The organism is Limnohabitans sp. MMS-10A-192 (assembly GCF_003063335.1).
Taxonomy (GTDB): Bacteria; Pseudomonadota; Gammaproteobacteria; order Burkholderiales; family Burkholderiaceae_C; genus Limnohabitans_A.
Map to the genome: position 1 here is coordinate 455,504 of NZ_NERX01000002.1, position 14,145 is coordinate 469,648.

The following is a 14,145-nucleotide window of genomic DNA, read 5'->3' on the forward strand; positions in this document are numbered from 1 at the left end:
GCATCGTGGCAACCAACGCTAATCAGATCGCCAAGACAGGCAAGTTCGGAGACCTGCGTCGCCGACTGGTCTTCTTGTTGCTCGCGTTGGTCGTCTACCGCGCAGGCGCACACATTCCAGTTCCGGGCATTGATCCTGAACAGCTCAAGCAGTTGTTCAACGGTCAACAAGGTGGCATCCTGAGCTTGTTCAACATGTTCTCGGGTGGGGCTTTGTCTCGGTTCACCGTGTTCGCCTTGGGCATCATGCCTTACATCTCTGCTTCCATCGTGATGCAGTTGTTGACCTACGTTCTTCCTGCTTTTGAGCAGATGAAGAAAGAGGGCGAGGCAGGTCGTCGCAAGATCACGCAATACACACGTTTTGGTGCACTCGGCTTGGCCGTTTTCCAATCTTTGGGTATCGCCATTGCGCTGGAAGCATCTGCAGGGCTTGTGATCAACCCAGGCATGGGCTTTCGCATGACAGCTGTGGTCAGTTTGACTGCTGGCACGATGTTCCTGATGTGGCTGGGTGAGCAAATCACTGAACGTGGCTTAGGCAATGGTATTTCGATTCTGATTTTTGCAGGTATTGCAGCTGGCTTGCCCAGCGCACTGGGTGGTTTGTTTGAATTGGTGCGTACCGGTGCAATGAACCCTCTGGTGTCGATGATGATCATTGCGGTCGTGGTCTTGGTGACTTACTTCGTGGTGTTTGTTGAGCGTGGTCAGCGCAAGATTTTGGTGAATTACGCACGCCGTCAGGTAGGCAATAAAGTGTATGGCGGTCAATCGTCGCACCTGCCGCTCAAGTTGAACATGGCTGGCGTCATTCCTCCGATCTTTGCCTCGTCGATCATTTTGTTGCCTGCAACAGTGATCAACTGGTTCAGTTCAGGCGAGACAAACAGTGCAGTGGTTCGTTTTTTCAAAGACGTTGCCAGTACCTTGACGCCAGGTCAGCCGATCTATGTCATGTTGTATGCGGCCGCCATCATCTTCTTCTGCTTTTTCTACACCGCTTTGGTATTCAACAGCCGTGAAACTGCAGATAACCTGAAGAAAAGTGGTGCGTTCATTCCAGGCATTCGCCCGGGTGATCAAACTGCTCGCTACATCGACAAGATTTTGTTGCGCCTGACTTTGGCCGGTGCTGCTTACATCACCTTTGTCTGTCTGCTGCCTGAGTTCCTGATTCTGAAATACAATGTTCCGTTTTACTTTGGCGGCACATCCCTGCTGATCATTGTGGTGGTCACGATGGATTTCATGGCCCAGGTACAGAATTATTTGATGTCTCAACAGTACGAATCGCTTTTGAAGAAAGCGAGTTTCAAGTCCTGACCGGCTTGCGTACGAATTCCTGCTGCAAGGTGGGACCACCATTTAAGCCTGACTGAAAGGTCGGGCCGAACAAAGAGTTTTAGGAGAGAACCATGAGAGTTTCTGCTTCGGTAAAAAAAATTTGCCGCAACTGCAAGATCATTCGCCGTAAAGGCGTTGTTCGTGTGATCTGTACAGATCCACGTCACAAGCAGCGTCAAGGCTGATTGAACAAGTTTTAGAGGACGAAAATGGCACGTATCGCTGGCATCAACATTCCGCCGCACAAACATGCTGAAATTGGCTTGACCGCCATCTTCGGTATCGGACGCACCCGCGCACGACAAATTTGCGAAGCCTGTGGCATCGCTTACTCCAAGAAGATCAAAGATCTGACGGACGGCGACCTGGAAAAAATTCGCGATCACATCGCAGCATTCACCATCGAAGGTGACCTGCGCCGTGAGACCACCATGAACATCAAGCGCTTGATGGACATCGGTTGCTACCGTGGTTTCCGCCACCGTCGCGGTTTGCCCATGCGCGGCCAGCGTACACGTACCAATGCACGTACTCGCAAGGGTCCGCGCAAAGGCGCAGCGGCTCTGAAGAAATAAGCAGGATTGAGAGACCACTATGGCTAAAGCACAATCAAACAGCGCAGCACAACGCGTCCGTAAAAAAGTCCGCAAGAACATTGCTGACGGCATTGCACACGTTCACGCTTCGTTCAACAACACCATCATCACGATCACCGATCGCCAAGGCAACGCCTTGTCTTGGGCTTCTTCGGGTGGCCAGGGTTTCAAGGGTTCGCGTAAATCGACACCTTTTGCAGCTCAGGTTGCTTCTGAAGTGGCTGGCCGTGCAGCACAAGAACAAGGTATCAAGAACCTCGACGTCGAAATCAAGGGCCCAGGTCCTGGTCGCGAGTCTTCCGTTCGTGCCTTGGGTGCATTGGGTATCCGCATCACTTCCATCTCGGACGTGACGCCAGTCCCGCACAACGGCTGCCGCCCTCAAAAGCGTCGTCGTATCTAATTTCAAACCAAGCCCACCGCCAGGCCTTGCTTGCATCGCCTGGCTCCCGCATTTCTGATGCGGCAGTTGTCTAAAAGGAAAATCAAGTGGCACGTTACCTCGGCCCCAAGGCCAAACTTTCCCGCCGCGAAGGCACTGACTTGTTCCTGAAGAGCGCACGTCGCTCGATCGCTGACAAGTCCAAATTCGACACCAAGCCCGGCCAGCACGGTCGCACTTCGGGTCAGCGCACTTCGGACTACGGTCTGCAATTGCGTGAAAAGCAAAAAGTCAAGCGCATGTACGGCGTGCTGGAGAAGCAATTCCGTCGCTACTTCGCTGAAGCCGATCGCCGCAAAGGCAACACCGGCTCCAACTTGCTGGCTTTGCTCGAGTGCCGTCTGGACAACGTGGTGTACCGCATGGGCTTTGGCTCTACACGCGCTGAAGCACGTCAGATGGTGTCGCACAAGGCGATCACCGTGAACGGTCAGTCCGTGAACATCCCTTCTTACCTGGTCAAGGCCGGTGACGTGATCGCTGTGCGCGAGAAGTCCAAGAAGCAAAACCGTGTGGTTGAAGCACTGCAGTTGGCCGCACAAGTGGGCATGCCTGCTTGGGTCGAAGTCAATGCCGACAAGGCAGAAGGCACCTTCAAGAAGGTTCCTGACCGCGACGAATTCGGCGCTGACATCAACGAATCGTTGATCGTCGAACTGTATTCTCGTTAATACGTCGTTTCAATCGTTCCCGGCGCACAAGGCATTGTGGGCCGGGTGCTTCATCAGCCTTACCGGTGTAACGGACCGGGGGTATTGAGAGGAAGTCTGAATGCAAACCAATCTGTTGAAACCCAAAGCCATCCAAGTCGAACAATTGGCGGCCAACCGTGCCAAAGTCACGTTGGAGCCTTTCGAGCGTGGCTACGGTCACACGCTGGGCAATGCCCTGCGTCGCGTTTTGCTGTCCTCCATGGTCGGCTATTCGGCGACCGAAGTGACCATTGCCGGCGTGGTGCATGAGTACTCGTCCATCGACGGCGTTCAAGAAGATGTGGTCAACATCTTGTTGAACCTCAAAGGTGTCGTGTTCAAGTTGCACAACCGTGATGAAGTGACCCTGAGTTTGCGCAAAGACGGCGAAGGCGCTGTCACTGCTGCTGACATCCAGACACCTCACGACGTTGAAATCATCAACCCTGAGCATGTCATCGCCAACCTGTCGCAAGGCGGCAAGCTGGACATGCAGATCAAGGTCGAAAAGGGCCGTGGCTATGTGCCAGGTTCCATGCGCCGTTTTGCCGATGAGCCAACCAAGGCTTTGGGCCGCATCGTTCTCGACGCTTCGTTCTCGCCCGTCAAGCGCGTGAGCTACACCGTCGAAAGCGCTCGCGTTGAGCAGCGTACCGATCTGGACAAGTTGGTCATCGAAATCGAAACCAACGGCGCCATCACTGCTGAAGACGCTGTGCGTGCTTCGGCCAAGATTTTGGTTGAACAACTGGCTGTGTTCGCACAGCTCGAAGGCAGTGAATTGTCTGCTTTCGATGCGCCTGCCGCTCGCGGTGGTGCTGGCAGTTTCGATCCGATCTTGCTGCGCCCTGTGGACGAGCTCGAACTCACTGTTCGTTCGGCCAACTGCCTCAAAGCGGAAAACATTTACTACATCGGCGACCTGATCCAGCGCACCGAGAATGAATTGCTCAAGACCCCTAACCTGGGTCGCAAGTCACTCAACGAAATCAAGGAAGTTTTGGCTTCCCGCGGTCTGACTTTGGGCATGAAGCTCGAAGCTTGGCCACCCGCTGGTCTGGAAAAGCGATAATCTCCAATTCCCGGAAAAATTCCGGGGTGTGCACGGGCAGTACCTGATACGGCTGCTTGTTTAATAAAGAAAGGTAAGCACCATGCGTCACGGACACGGACTTCGTAAACTCAACCGCACCAGCTCGCACCGCCTTGCGATGCTGCAGAACATGATGAACTCGCTCATTGAGCACGAAGTCATCAAAACCACTGTGCCAAAGGCCAAAGAATTGCGCCGTGTGATCGAGCCCATGATCACTTTGGCCAAAGTTGACAACTTGTCGAACCGTCGCTTGGCATTCAACCGTTTGCGTGATCGCGACAGCGTCACCAAATTGTTCAATGTGTTGGGCCCTCGTTCGGCTTCGCGCCCTGGTGGCTACACACGTATCCTGAAAATGGGTTTCCGTGTGGGCGACAACGCACCGATGGCTTTGGTCGAATTGGTCGATCGCGCTGAATCTTCTGCAGAACAAGCTGCAGAATAAGGTATAATTAACCTCTTACCGCGGGGTGGAGCAGTCTGGTAGCTCGTTGGGCTCATAACCCAAAGGTCGTTGGTTCAAATCCGGCCCCCGCAACCAAATTTCGGCGCAAGCTGATTTTCAAAAAAGCCCTCTTCGGAGGGCTTTTTTGTTGCGGTATCTTGTTAAGGCAGTCGACTGAGCAAGCCTTCTATGGCTGCTTGGACGGTGGCCCGTCTGATGTGCCCGCGATCACCTGAAAACAGCCGCTTTTCAGCTTGGGCAATGCCATCGACACACCAAGCGAGCCACACTGTTCCTACGGGTTTATCAGCAGAGCCACCGGCGGGCCCGGCGATGCCAGTCACCGCCACGCTGACTCTGGCGTTGGAGCGGTAGCAGGCCCCAAGTGCCATGGCCCGCGCCACCGATTCGCTGACTGCACCGTCCTTCAAAATCAAGTCAGACGGAACACCCAAGAGCTCCGTCTTTGCTTCGTTGGAATAAGTCACAAAGCCCCGTTCAAACCAGGCGCTGGAGCCTGACAAGTCTGTGCAGTGGGCGGCAATCATGCCGCCGGTGCAACTTTCGGCGGTGGCCAACATCCACTGTTTGAGCAGCAGCCGCTCAGCCAAAGTGGTGGTCATGTGATTCACCACAACCAACTCCACAGAGCGATCACGAGCAATGTGCAGCCGGCGGCAACGAGGTCGTCAAAAATAATCCCCCACCCGCCTCGCCAACCGAAGCCCTTGAAAAGTTGATCCGCCCAAGCCACGGGTCCGGGCTTGACCGCATCAAAAAAGCGGAACAAGGCAAAGGCGCAAACTTGTCCAACAAATCCGGTGGGCATGATGAGCCAGAAAATCAGCCACATGGCGATGATTTCATCCCAAACGATCGAGCCGGGATCTGAAACGCCCATGTTTCTGGCGGTGACGGTGCAGGCCCACCAGCCGAGCAAGACTGCGCACACGATCAAAAGCCCTTGGGCAGAGGCCGACAGGTCGTTTTGAATCACCAACCAGGACGCCCAGCCCCACAGACTGCCAACAGTGCCGGGCGCCTTGGGGGCAAGGCCGGAGCCCAGGCCCAGGGCCACGGCATGCGCAGGGTGTGACAGCATGAATCTTGCATTGGGCCGCACGGGCGCGTGAGAGGGCTGCGGTGAATCGTTCATCTTCAGGCGAAATGGTCAAACGAGCGGTGGTGGTGCTGTACGGGCAGGCCATGGGCATCGTGCAGAACAAGCCCGGGTGCAGGGGTGATCTGACCGATGCGGGTCACACGCGTGTGGGCATGCGCAGCCGCGGCAAGCACCAATGAACGGGCCTCTGCAGGTGCGGTGAAGACCAACTCATAGTCATCCCCACCAGACAACACGCAGTGTGAAGCCAAGTCCGCAGGGCAGGTCCAATGAGCAGATGCGGCCATGAGATCTGCTGTGGCCATCAGATCAATCTCTGCGCCAACATGGCTGGCCTTGAGGATGTGTCCGAGATCGCCCAGCAGCCCATCGCTGATGTCGGCCATGGCGGTGGCCACGCCGCGCAAGGACTGGCCCAGCGCAACGCGTGGCTCAGGCACTTCCATGCGAAGCCGCGCCGCATCGAACACGGATTGGGGCAAGCTGATGTGGCCGCGAAAAGCTTCCAAGGCGAGGCGGGCATCGCCCAAGTGGCCGCTGACATACAGATCATCTCCTGCGCGTGCACCGGACCTCAGCACAGCCTGCGCGAAGGGGACTTCGCCCATGACGGTGATCGCGATGTTGAGCGGGCCTTGTGTGGTGTCGCCACCGATCAGTTCGCAGCCGTGCGCATCGGACAGCTGGAAGAGGCCTTTGGAGAAGCCCGCCAACCATTCTTCATCGGCACGGGGCAGCGCCAAAGACAGCAGGAAAACACGGGGCGTGGCGCCGCAAGCGGCCAAATCACTCAGGTTAACGGCCAGCGATTTGTGGCCCAGCCGAACCGGGTCCACCGTAGACAAAAAATGCCGCCCTTCCACCAGCATGTCGGCGGAGATGGCCAGTTGATGGCCGGGCTGTGGCGTCCAAATGGCGCAGTCATCGCCAATGCCCACGTCGGCTTGCCGCGCAGGTCGCTTGAAAAAACGTTCAATCAGGTCAAATTCACCCATGGCCCGAGCTTAACCGCAAGCTGGCACCCTCAATGCAAGGTGCGCCCGGAAACACCAGAGCCAGAGGCATCGAGCACAAAGGTGTCGATGGGTGCATCGAAACGGTGGCCATCTGCGGCCACAAAAAAGTAGCTGCCATGCATGGTGCCACTGGCGGTGCGCAGGCGGCAGCCGCTGGTGTATTGAAACGATTCGCCGGGCGCAAGCAGTGGCTGCTGGCCGACCACCCCCAAACCTTTGACTTCTTCGCTGTGTCCTTGATCGTCTTGGATGATCCAGTGGCGTGCAATCAACTGCGCGGGCGAGGTGCCCGTATTGGTCACCGTGATTGTGTAGGCGAAGGCAAACACCTTGTGAAGTGGATCGCTTTGCTCGGCCACGTATTGGGGCAGAACGTCAATTTGGATGGCGTAGGCAGACATGGGGCCATGTTAACTGCGACAATTCAAGCATGACGACGACATACCGAATTGCCCCTTCCATCCTCTCGGCTGATTTCGCCCGCCTTGGCGAAGAAGTCAAGAGCGTCATCGACGCCGGCGCCGACTGGATCCACTTCGATGTGATGGACAACCATTACGTGCCGAACCTGACTTTCGGCCCCATGATCTGCCAGGCTTTGAAGCCCCATGCCAAAACCGCATCGGGCGTGGCTGTGCCCATTGATGTGCATCTGATGATCTCGCCTGTGGATGCACTGGCCGCATCGTTTGCTGACGCCGGTGCGGATCTGATCAGCTTCCACCCCGATGCCAGTGCCCATGTGCACCGCAGCATCCAGGCCATCAAGAGCAAGGGCGTGAAGGCCGGCTTGGTGTTCAACCCCGCAGAGCCCCTGGATGTGCTGGAGTGGACCATTGACGAGATCGATCTGATCTTGATCATGAGCGTCAACCCCGGCTTTGGCGGGCAGGGCTTCATTGATTCGTCCTTGCGCAAGATTGAGCACGCCCGCAAGCTGATCGATGCCAGCGGCAAAGACATTCGTCTCGAAGTGGATGGCGGCATCAAGGCCGACAACATCCGCCGCGTGGCCGATGCGGGGGCGGATACCTTTGTGGCGGGCAGTGCCATTTTCGGCAAGCCCGATTACAAGGCAGTGGTTGACCAAATGCGCCAAGCGCTGGGCTGATGGGCTTGGTGATTCAAGCGGCCATCGTGGATCTGGATGGCACCATGGTCGACACATTGGGTGATTTTGAAATCGCCCTGAATCGCACCATGGCCGACTTGGACTTGCCGCCGATCACGCGTGCCTTGGTGGAGCGGACGGTGGGCAAAGGTTCGGAGCACCTGATCCGTTCGGTGCTGGCCCATCAGCTGGCACAGCATGAGGCCAATGTGAGCCCTTGCGTGACGGCAGACACGCTGTACGAGCCGGCCTGGCTGCGTTACCAACACCACTACCTGCGTTGCAATGGTCAGCACTCGGACGTTTACCCTGGCGTTGTCGAGGGCTTGCAGACCTTGCAAGGCGCTGGCATCCGCCTGGCTTGCCTGACCAACAAACCTCTTTCTTTTGCCCAGCCGTTGCTCCAGGCCAAGGGCCTGGCAGGCTTTTTCGACCATGTCTTTGGTGGCGACAGCTTTGAGCGCAAGAAGCCAGACCCTTTGCCCATCCTCAAGACCTGTGCAGCATTGGGCACTGCCGTGGGCAATACCTTGATGGTCGGCGACTCCAGCAACGATGCCCAGGCCGCCCATGCGGCGGCTTGTCCGGTGGTGTTGGTGACCTATGGCTACAACCATGGGCGCCCCATTCAGGAAACCCCTGCGGCAGCCTGGCTGGACTCGCTGGCCCAATTGCCGACATGGCTGCAAGCTGGGCGATGACAGAAGTCAGGAAAACTTCCAACAGGCTTTGCTACACTAGGTCCATCATGTTCATCATCCTCAGCCACTCCTGCGCAGCCTGCCTGCCGAGCCATTCCCCAGTGGAAGGCCGGGGAGCCTGGCCCTGGCGTCAGCCAGCCTGACATCGCCTGAACCGTGCGGCCCGTGCCGCCACCCGCGCCCGGCACTGGCTGGGCATTTGGATGAATGAATGCACCTCCGTTGAGGTTGCCGAGCTGTTGGAGGCTCTTGCCCGTGATCACCGAACTTGAATTCAAAAGCCTGGCCAGCCAAGGCTACAACCGCATTCCTCTCATGCTGGAAGCCTTTGCGGACCTGGAAACCCCTCTCTCGCTTTACCTGAAGCTGGCCCACACCAAGGACAACGGCAAGTACAGCTTCTTGCTGGAGTCGGTGGTGGGTGGAGAGCGCTTTGGTCGCTACAGCTTCATCGGCTTGCCTGCCCGCACACTGGTGCGCGCCAGTGGCTTTGGGGCCGATGCCCAAACCGAAGTCGTGCGCGATGGTGTGGTCATTGAGACCGCCAAGGGCAACCCGCTGGACTTCATTGAGCAATACCAAACGCGGTTCAAAGTGGCTTTGCGCCCAGGACTGCCGCGTTTTTGCGGCGGTTTGGCGGGCTACTTCGGTTATGACGCGGTGCGCTACATTGAGAAGAAGCTCGAAAAATCATGCCCACCCGACACGCTGGGCACGCCCGACATCATGCTGCTGCAATGCGAAGAGCTGGCGGTGATCGACAACCTGTCGGGCAAGCTCTACCTGATTGTCTATGCCGACCCGGCTCAGCCTGAGGCCTATGCCGGTGCCAAGAAACGCTTGCGCGACCTGAAAGAACAGCTCAAGTACTCGGTCAGCGCTCCAGTGGTCAAGGCCAGCCAGTCTTATCCGGCTGAGCGTGACTTTGCCAAGGCCGATTACATCGCTGCTGTTGAAAAAGCCAAGGAGTTGATCGCGGCAGGTGACTTCATGCAGGTGCAGGTTGGGCAACGCATCAAGAAACGCTACACCGAGAGCCCACTCTCGCTGTACCGCGCGCTGCGCTCGCTCAACCCGAGCCCGTACATGTATTTCTACAACCTGGGCGATTTCCATGTGGTGGGCGCCAGCCCCGAGATTTTGGTGCGTCAGGAACAAACCGAAGAGGGTGCCAAAGTCATCATCCGGCCACTGGCCGGGACCCGCCCGCGGGGTGCGACCCCCGAAAAAGACAAGGCCGCCGAGCAAGAGTTAATCAACGATCCGAAGGAGCGCGCCGAGCACGTGATGCTGATCGATCTGGCACGCAACGACATCGGTCGCATTGCACAGATCGGTTCGGTCAAGGTGACCGAGGCCTTTGTGGTGGAGCGTTACAGCCATGTGATGCACATCGTGAGCAACGTCGAAGGCATTTTGAACGAGGGCATGACCAATATGGACGTGCTCAAGGCCACCTTCCCGGCGGGCACCCTGACGGGCGCGCCCAAGGTGCATGCCATGGAACTGATTGACCAGCTGGAGCCCGTCAAGCGCGGCCTGTATGGCGGCGCCTGCGGCTACATCAGCTATGCAGGCGATATGGATGTGGCCATTGCGATCCGCACTGCCGTGATCAAGGACCAGACCCTGTATGTGCAGGCGGCTGCGGGTGTGGTGGCCGACTCGGTACCCGAGATGGAATGGCGCGAAACCGAGCACAAGGCGCGCGCCTTGCTGCGCGCGAGCGAGTTGGTCGAAGAAGGTTTGGAGTGAACGCCATGACAAACAAAATCAAATTGCTCATGGTGGACAACTACGACTCGTTCACCTTCAACATTGTTCAGTATTTCGGTGAACTCGGCGCAGAGGTCGAAGTCTTTCGCAACGACGAAATCACACTCGAAGGCATCGCCGCAAGAAAGCCCGACCGTTTGGTGATCTCGCCCGGGCCCTGCTCACCTGCCGAGGCGGGCGTCTCGGTGGCGGCGATCCAGCATTTCGCGGGCAAGCTGCCGATTCTGGGCGTGTGCTTGGGGCACCAGAGCATTGGCGCGGCCTTTGGCGGCAAGATCGTGCGGGCGCAAGAGTTGATGCATGGCAAGACCAGCGTCATCACCACCACGCAAGAGGGGGTGTTTGCAGGCTTGCCTGAGAAATTCACCGTCAACCGTTACCACTCTCTCGCGATCGAGCGGGCGTCTTGCCCCGCTGACCTCAAAGTCACGGCCTGGACCGATGACGGCGAAATCATGGGCGTGCGACACACCCAACTCGACATCGAGGGCGTGCAGTTTCACCCCGAATCGATCCTCACCGAGCATGGTCATGCCATGTTGAAGAACTTCCTCGTGCGCGACTGAGCCTTACGCGATCACGCCATTCCAGCCAGGACAAGCCCATGCCCATCACCCCTCAAGAAGCGCTCCAGCGCACCATCGAGCACCGTGAAATTTTTCACGATGAAATGCTCAAGATCATGCGCATGATCATGAATGGCGAGTTGTCGCCGGTCATGACGGCGGCCCTCATCACCGGTCTGCGTGTGAAGAAGGAAACGATTGGCGAGATCACGGCTGCGGCCCAGGTGATGCGTGAGTTTTCCACCAAGGTGAAGGTGGCCAACCCCTCGAACCTGGTGGACATCGTCGGCACAGGCGGCGATGGCGCGCACACCTTCAACATCTCGACGTGCGCCATGTTCGTGGCCGCTGCGGCCGGGGCCAAAACGGCCAAGCATGGCGGGCGCAGCGTCAGCAGCAAATCGGGCAGTGCCGATGTGGTCGAGGCCTTGGGGGCCAACCTCAACCTCACGCCAGAGCAGATCGCCCGCTCGATTGAAGAGGTGGGCATTGGCTTCATGTTCGCGCCCAACCACCACCCGGCCATGAAGAATGTGGCGCCGGTGCGCAAAGAGCTGGGCATTCGCACCATCTTCAACATCCTGGGGCCGCTGACCAACCCGGCCGGCGCGCCGAACATTTTGATGGGTGTGTTCCATTCTGATTTGGTGGGCATTCAGGTGCGGGCGTTGCAGCGTTTGGGTGCCGAGCATGCGTTGGTGGTGTATGGCCGCGATGGCATGGACGAGATCAGTTTGGGGGCCTCCACTTTGGTCGGGGAACTCAAGAACGGCCAGATCACCGAATACGAACTCCACCCGGAAGACTTTGGCTTGCCGATGGCCAGCAACCGGGCGCTGCGGGTCGATACACCGGAGCAGTCTTTGGCCGTGTTGCGCGGCGTTCTGGACAACCAGCCCGGCGCGGCGCGTGACATCGTGACCCTCAATGCCGGTGCGGCTTTGTATGCGGCCAATGTGGCGGCCAGCATTGCCGAAGGTGTGGAACGTGCGCGAGTGGCCATCGAGTCCGGTGCTGCCAAAGCCAAGCTGGCGCAGTTTGTGGCCTTCAGTCAGGCCGCCTGATGTGGCGAGATGAGGGCGCCTGGATCGCCTTGGGTGTATCGGCCTTGTTCGCCATCGCCGGCGTGGTGATGCACCGCGTTTTTGTTCGTATTTTGAAAACTGGCGCAGATGCGTCCGATCGGGAAAATCAGCATGAGTGACATCCTCAACAAAATCGTCGCAGTCAAACGCGAAGAGGTCGCCGCCGCCTTGGGCAAAAAATCCTTGGCCGCCATGCGCGCGGATGCGGAAAGCCGTGTGCTGACCCGTGACTTCGAAGGCGCGATGCGCGCCAAGATGGCAGCAGGCCAAGCGGCCGTGATCGCCGAGATCAAAAAAGCCAGCCCTTCCAAAGGCGTGCTGCGTGCTGACTTCATTCCAGCAGACATCGCGCAAAGCTATGCCGAGCATGGTGCCGCGTGTTTGTCGGTGCTGACCGACAAACAGTTTTTCCAGGGCAGCGTGGACTACCTCAAGCAAGCCCGGGCCAGTTGCGACCTGCCTGTGCTGCGCAAGGATTTCATGGTGGACGCCTATCAGGTCTATGAGGCGCGTGCCATGGGGGCCGATGCGATCTTGTTGATCGCTGCGTGCCTGGACGATGCGCAAATGGCCGACCTGGAAGCGATGGCGCGTGGCTTGGACATGGCGGTGTTGGTGGAAGTGCATGACCGCCCAGAGCTGGAGCGCGCCCTGAAGCTCAAGACCCGTTTGGTGGGCATCAACAACCGGAACTTGCGCACTTTTGAAGTGAGCTTGCAGACCACCTTGGACATGCTGCCCGACGTGCCGGCAGACCGCTTGCTGGTGACAGAAAGCGGTATCTTGAATGCGGCGGATGTGCAGCGCATGCGCGATGCGAATGTCCATGCCTTCCTGGTGGGTGAGGCCTTCATGCGCGCCGCCGAGCCCGGCGAGGCGCTGGCCCAATTGTTTGGCTGAATCGCGTGACGCAGCAGGGCCTGCTCTTTGACGCGCCACCTGTTGCCAGGCGCTTGAACCGTTGGCCGCCAGACCTGACGGGGCTGGACCCTGCATGGGCCGCCTTGGTTCAGGATTTCCTGGCTTCGGCAGCGGGGCAAAGCTTGTCGGCCCGCTTGAGCGAAAGATTGGCCTCGGGGGCTGTGGTGTACCCCCCGGAGCCATTGAGGGCTTTGACCTTGACGCCGCTCAGTCAGGTGCGTGTGGTGATTCTGGGTCAAGACCCTTACCACGGGCCTGGACAAGCCGAAGGCCTGTCTTTTTCTGTGCCCGATGGCGTTCGCGTGCCGCCCAGTTTGCGCAACATCTTCAAAGAACTGCACCACAGCCTGGGTTTGCCGGTGCCTGAGCAAGGCTCCTTGGTGCGTTGGGCCCGGCAAGGCGTTTTGCTCCTCAATGCGTGTTTGACGGTGGAAGAAGGGCAGGCGGCCAGCCACGCCGGCTGGGGCTGGGAGGTTTTGACCGATGCGCTGATCCGGGCGGTAGCGCAAAGTGCGCAGCCCGTGGTGTTCATGCTGTGGGGCGCGCATGCCCAAGCCAAAAAAAGCCTGATCGATGCGGTCAGTGGCGATGCGCGTCACTTGGTTTTACAGTCGAACCATCCCTCACCCTTGTCGGCCATGCGGCCCCCGATGCCCTTCCTGGGCTGTCGTCACTTCGCGCTGGCCAATGATTTTTTGATGCAGCGCGGCCTAAAAACGATCGATTGGTAAAAACTTTTTCGCATGACTTGCGACATTCACGGAAAAGGTGGCATAATTTGAGGCTCGCTCCGGAGGGGTGCCCGAGTGGCTAAAGGGGGCAGACTGTAAATCTGTTGGCTTACGCCTACACTGGTTCGAATCCAGTCTCCTCCACCAGCGAACTGACTTGAGTCAGGTGATTTTGAGCATTTGGAAAAGGTTTCCAGGCATTGGCTTTGCATCCACTCGTGCAGGGCATTCGATGCGGGAGTAGTTCAATGGTAGAACCTTAGCCTTCCAAGCTAATGACACGGGTTCGATTCCCGTTTCCCGCTCCAATCATCCGATTGAGGTTATTGAAGATTTTCGCCCTTGTGGCTCAGTGGTAGAGCACTCCCTTGGTAAGGGAGAGGTCGCGGGTCCGATTCCCGCCAAGGGCACCAGTTTTGGGGCGCGCAATGCAAGTTGTGCGCCCTCTGTCTTGGTTGTTGACCACTACTTTTCGGAGTTGAAAAAATGGCAAAAGAG

General features: G+C 57.8%; 19 protein-coding genes and 4 tRNA genes. 18 read left to right on the forward strand and 5 right to left on the reverse strand.

Features of this window, described 5'->3' with window-relative positions; genetic code table 11:
* The first annotated feature begins 5 nt into the window (after window positions 1-5).
* From secY to B9Z43_RS07105, 8 genes are all read left to right on the forward strand, one after another.
* A complete protein-coding gene (gene secY / locus B9Z43_RS07070; protein WP_108324095.1) occupies window positions 6-1,325 on the forward strand; it encodes a preprotein translocase subunit SecY in 1,320 nt (439 codons plus the stop codon).
* Between the two features lie 92 nt (window positions 1,326-1,417).
* Complete coding sequence (rpmJ, locus tag B9Z43_RS07075; RefSeq protein ID WP_011481465.1) at window positions 1,418-1,531, forward strand: 50S ribosomal protein L36; 114 nt, start codon at window positions 1,418-1,420, stop codon at window positions 1,529-1,531.
* Window positions 1,532-1,555: 24 nt separating this feature from the next.
* Entirely contained in the window at window positions 1,556-1,921 is a 366-nt protein-coding gene (gene rpsM / locus B9Z43_RS07080; protein WP_108324096.1) for a 30S ribosomal protein S13, read from the forward strand.
* Between the two features lie 19 nt (window positions 1,922-1,940).
* A complete protein-coding gene (rpsK, locus tag B9Z43_RS07085) occupies window positions 1,941-2,345 on the forward strand; it encodes a 30S ribosomal protein S11 (protein ID WP_108324097.1) in 405 nt (134 codons plus the stop codon).
* Between the two features lie 86 nt (window positions 2,346-2,431).
* Window positions 2,432-3,055 (forward strand): 30S ribosomal protein S4, encoded by a 624-nt coding sequence (gene rpsD, locus B9Z43_RS07090; RefSeq protein WP_108324098.1) that lies wholly within the window; start codon window positions 2,432-2,434, stop codon window positions 3,053-3,055.
* A gap of 100 nt (window positions 3,056-3,155) precedes the next feature.
* Window positions 3,156-4,148, forward strand: coding sequence for a DNA-directed RNA polymerase subunit alpha (rpoA, locus tag B9Z43_RS07095; protein ID WP_108324099.1), 993 nt, complete (start codon window positions 3,156-3,158; stop codon window positions 4,146-4,148).
* 82 nt (window positions 4,149-4,230) lie between these two features.
* The gene (gene rplQ / locus B9Z43_RS07100; protein ID WP_108324100.1) at window positions 4,231-4,617 is read left to right on the forward strand and encodes a 50S ribosomal protein L17; all 387 of its coding nucleotides are present in this window, start codon (window positions 4,231-4,233) and stop codon (window positions 4,615-4,617) included.
* Between the two features lie 19 nt (window positions 4,618-4,636).
* A tRNA-Met gene (locus tag B9Z43_RS07105) sits at window positions 4,637-4,713 on the forward strand.
* Window positions 4,714-4,778: 65 nt separating this feature from the next.
* Here B9Z43_RS07105 and B9Z43_RS07110 read toward each other — a convergent pair.
* From B9Z43_RS07110 to apaG, 4 genes are read right to left on the reverse strand one after another with little or no spacing between them, the layout of a single operon-like run.
* Window positions 4,779-5,240, reverse strand: a complete 462-nt coding sequence (locus tag B9Z43_RS07110; protein WP_108324165.1) for a CinA family protein — start codon at window positions 5,238-5,240, stop codon at window positions 4,779-4,781.
* Window positions 5,241-5,245: 5 nt separating this feature from the next.
* Entirely contained in the window at window positions 5,246-5,773 is a 528-nt protein-coding gene (locus B9Z43_RS07115; RefSeq protein WP_108324101.1) for a phosphatidylglycerophosphatase A, read from the reverse strand.
* A 2-nt stretch (window positions 5,774-5,775) separates the two neighbouring features.
* Window positions 5,776-6,735 carry a thiamine-phosphate kinase gene (gene thiL / locus B9Z43_RS07120; RefSeq protein WP_108324102.1) on the reverse strand — a complete coding sequence of 320 codons (960 nt, stop codon included), beginning with the start codon at window positions 6,733-6,735 and terminating at the stop codon, window positions 5,776-5,778.
* Between the two features lie 29 nt (window positions 6,736-6,764).
* On the reverse strand, window positions 6,765-7,157 hold the full coding sequence (gene apaG, locus B9Z43_RS07125) for a Co2+/Mg2+ efflux protein ApaG (protein WP_108324103.1): 393 nt from the start codon (window positions 7,155-7,157) through the stop codon (window positions 6,765-6,767).
* A 29-nt stretch (window positions 7,158-7,186) separates the two neighbouring features.
* Between apaG and rpe the strand changes: the two genes are divergently transcribed.
* The 5 genes from rpe to trpD all read left to right on the forward strand — a co-directional run bounded on the left by rpe (window position 7,187) and on the right by trpD (window position 11,974).
* Window positions 7,187-7,867 carry a ribulose-phosphate 3-epimerase gene (rpe, locus tag B9Z43_RS07130; protein WP_108324104.1) on the forward strand — a complete coding sequence of 227 codons (681 nt, stop codon included), beginning with the start codon at window positions 7,187-7,189 and terminating at the stop codon, window positions 7,865-7,867.
* Entirely contained in the window at window positions 7,867-8,568 is a 702-nt protein-coding gene (gene gph, locus B9Z43_RS07135) for a phosphoglycolate phosphatase (RefSeq protein WP_108324105.1), read from the forward strand. Before rpe ends, gph begins: the two co-directional genes overlap by 1 nt.
* Before the next feature lie 255 nt (window positions 8,569-8,823).
* A complete protein-coding gene (trpE, locus tag B9Z43_RS07140) occupies window positions 8,824-10,323 on the forward strand; it encodes an anthranilate synthase component I (protein WP_108324166.1) in 1,500 nt (499 codons plus the stop codon).
* A 5-nt stretch (window positions 10,324-10,328) separates the two neighbouring features.
* On the forward strand, window positions 10,329-10,910 hold the full coding sequence (locus B9Z43_RS07145) for an aminodeoxychorismate/anthranilate synthase component II (RefSeq protein WP_108324167.1): 582 nt from the start codon (window positions 10,329-10,331) through the stop codon (window positions 10,908-10,910).
* 38 nt (window positions 10,911-10,948) lie between these two features.
* Window positions 10,949-11,974, forward strand: coding sequence for an anthranilate phosphoribosyltransferase (gene trpD / locus B9Z43_RS07150; protein WP_108324106.1), 1,026 nt, complete (start codon window positions 10,949-10,951; stop codon window positions 11,972-11,974).
* On the opposite strand, the gene B9Z43_RS17135 is transcribed toward trpD, so the two are convergent.
* Window positions 11,962-12,108 carry a hypothetical protein gene (locus tag B9Z43_RS17135; protein WP_158270081.1) on the reverse strand — a complete coding sequence of 49 codons (147 nt, stop codon included), beginning with the start codon at window positions 12,106-12,108 and terminating at the stop codon, window positions 11,962-11,964. The two genes, trpD and B9Z43_RS17135, sit on opposite strands and share 13 nt — an antisense overlap.
* On the opposite strand from B9Z43_RS17135, the gene trpC reads away from it, so the two are divergent.
* From trpC to B9Z43_RS07175, 5 genes are all read left to right on the forward strand, one after another.
* Entirely contained in the window at window positions 12,107-12,895 is a 789-nt protein-coding gene (gene trpC / locus B9Z43_RS07155) for an indole-3-glycerol phosphate synthase TrpC (RefSeq protein ID WP_108324168.1), read from the forward strand. The two genes, B9Z43_RS17135 and trpC, sit on opposite strands and share 2 nt — an antisense overlap.
* Before the next feature lie 53 nt (window positions 12,896-12,948).
* Window positions 12,949-13,647 (forward strand): uracil-DNA glycosylase, encoded by a 699-nt coding sequence (locus B9Z43_RS07160; protein WP_233250021.1) that lies wholly within the window; start codon window positions 12,949-12,951, stop codon window positions 13,645-13,647.
* 61 nt (window positions 13,648-13,708) lie between these two features.
* Window positions 13,709-13,794 (forward strand) — tRNA-Tyr (locus B9Z43_RS07165).
* 87 nt (window positions 13,795-13,881) lie between these two features.
* Window positions 13,882-13,955, forward strand: a tRNA-Gly gene (locus B9Z43_RS07170).
* Window positions 13,956-13,985: 30 nt separating this feature from the next.
* A tRNA-Thr gene (locus B9Z43_RS07175) sits at window positions 13,986-14,060 on the forward strand.
* Window positions 14,061-14,145: the final 85 nt, after the last annotated feature.

Excerpts from the sequence above, each read along its gene's own strand:
- rpmJ (WP_011481465.1), top strand. The coding sequence starts at position 1,418 with ATGAGAGTTTCTGCTTCGGTAAAAAAAATTTGCCGCAACTGCAAGATC.
- rpsM (WP_108324096.1), top strand. The coding sequence starts at position 1,556 with ATGGCACGTATCGCTGGCATCAACATTCCGCCGCACAAACATGCTGAA.
- rpsK (WP_108324097.1), top strand. The coding sequence starts at position 1,941 with ATGGCTAAAGCACAATCAAACAGCGCAGCACAACGCGTCCGTAAAAAA.
- rpoA (WP_108324099.1), top strand. The coding sequence starts at position 3,156 with ATGCAAACCAATCTGTTGAAACCCAAAGCCATCCAAGTCGAACAATTG.
- rplQ (WP_108324100.1), top strand. The coding sequence starts at position 4,231 with ATGCGTCACGGACACGGACTTCGTAAACTCAACCGCACCAGCTCGCAC.
- B9Z43_RS07110 (WP_108324165.1), bottom strand. The coding sequence starts at position 5,240 with ATGACCACCACTTTGGCTGAGCGGCTGCTGCTCAAACAGTGGATGTTG.
- B9Z43_RS07115 (WP_108324101.1), bottom strand. The coding sequence starts at position 5,773 with ATGAACGATTCACCGCAGCCCTCTCACGCGCCCGTGCGGCCCAATGCA.
- thiL (WP_108324102.1), bottom strand. The coding sequence starts at position 6,735 with ATGGGTGAATTTGACCTGATTGAACGTTTTTTCAAGCGACCTGCGCGG.
- apaG (WP_108324103.1), bottom strand. The coding sequence starts at position 7,157 with ATGTCTGCCTACGCCATCCAAATTGACGTTCTGCCCCAATACGTGGCC.
- rpe (WP_108324104.1), top strand. The coding sequence starts at position 7,187 with ATGACGACGACATACCGAATTGCCCCTTCCATCCTCTCGGCTGATTTC.
- gph (WP_108324105.1), top strand. The coding sequence starts at position 7,867 with ATGGGCTTGGTGATTCAAGCGGCCATCGTGGATCTGGATGGCACCATG.
- B9Z43_RS07145 (WP_108324167.1), top strand. The coding sequence starts at position 10,329 with ATGACAAACAAAATCAAATTGCTCATGGTGGACAACTACGACTCGTTC.
- trpD (WP_108324106.1), top strand. The coding sequence starts at position 10,949 with ATGCCCATCACCCCTCAAGAAGCGCTCCAGCGCACCATCGAGCACCGT.
- trpC (WP_108324168.1), top strand. The coding sequence starts at position 12,107 with ATGAGTGACATCCTCAACAAAATCGTCGCAGTCAAACGCGAAGAGGTC.
- B9Z43_RS17135 (WP_158270081.1), bottom strand. The coding sequence starts at position 12,108 with ATGCTGATTTTCCCGATCGGACGCATCTGCGCCAGTTTTCAAAATACG.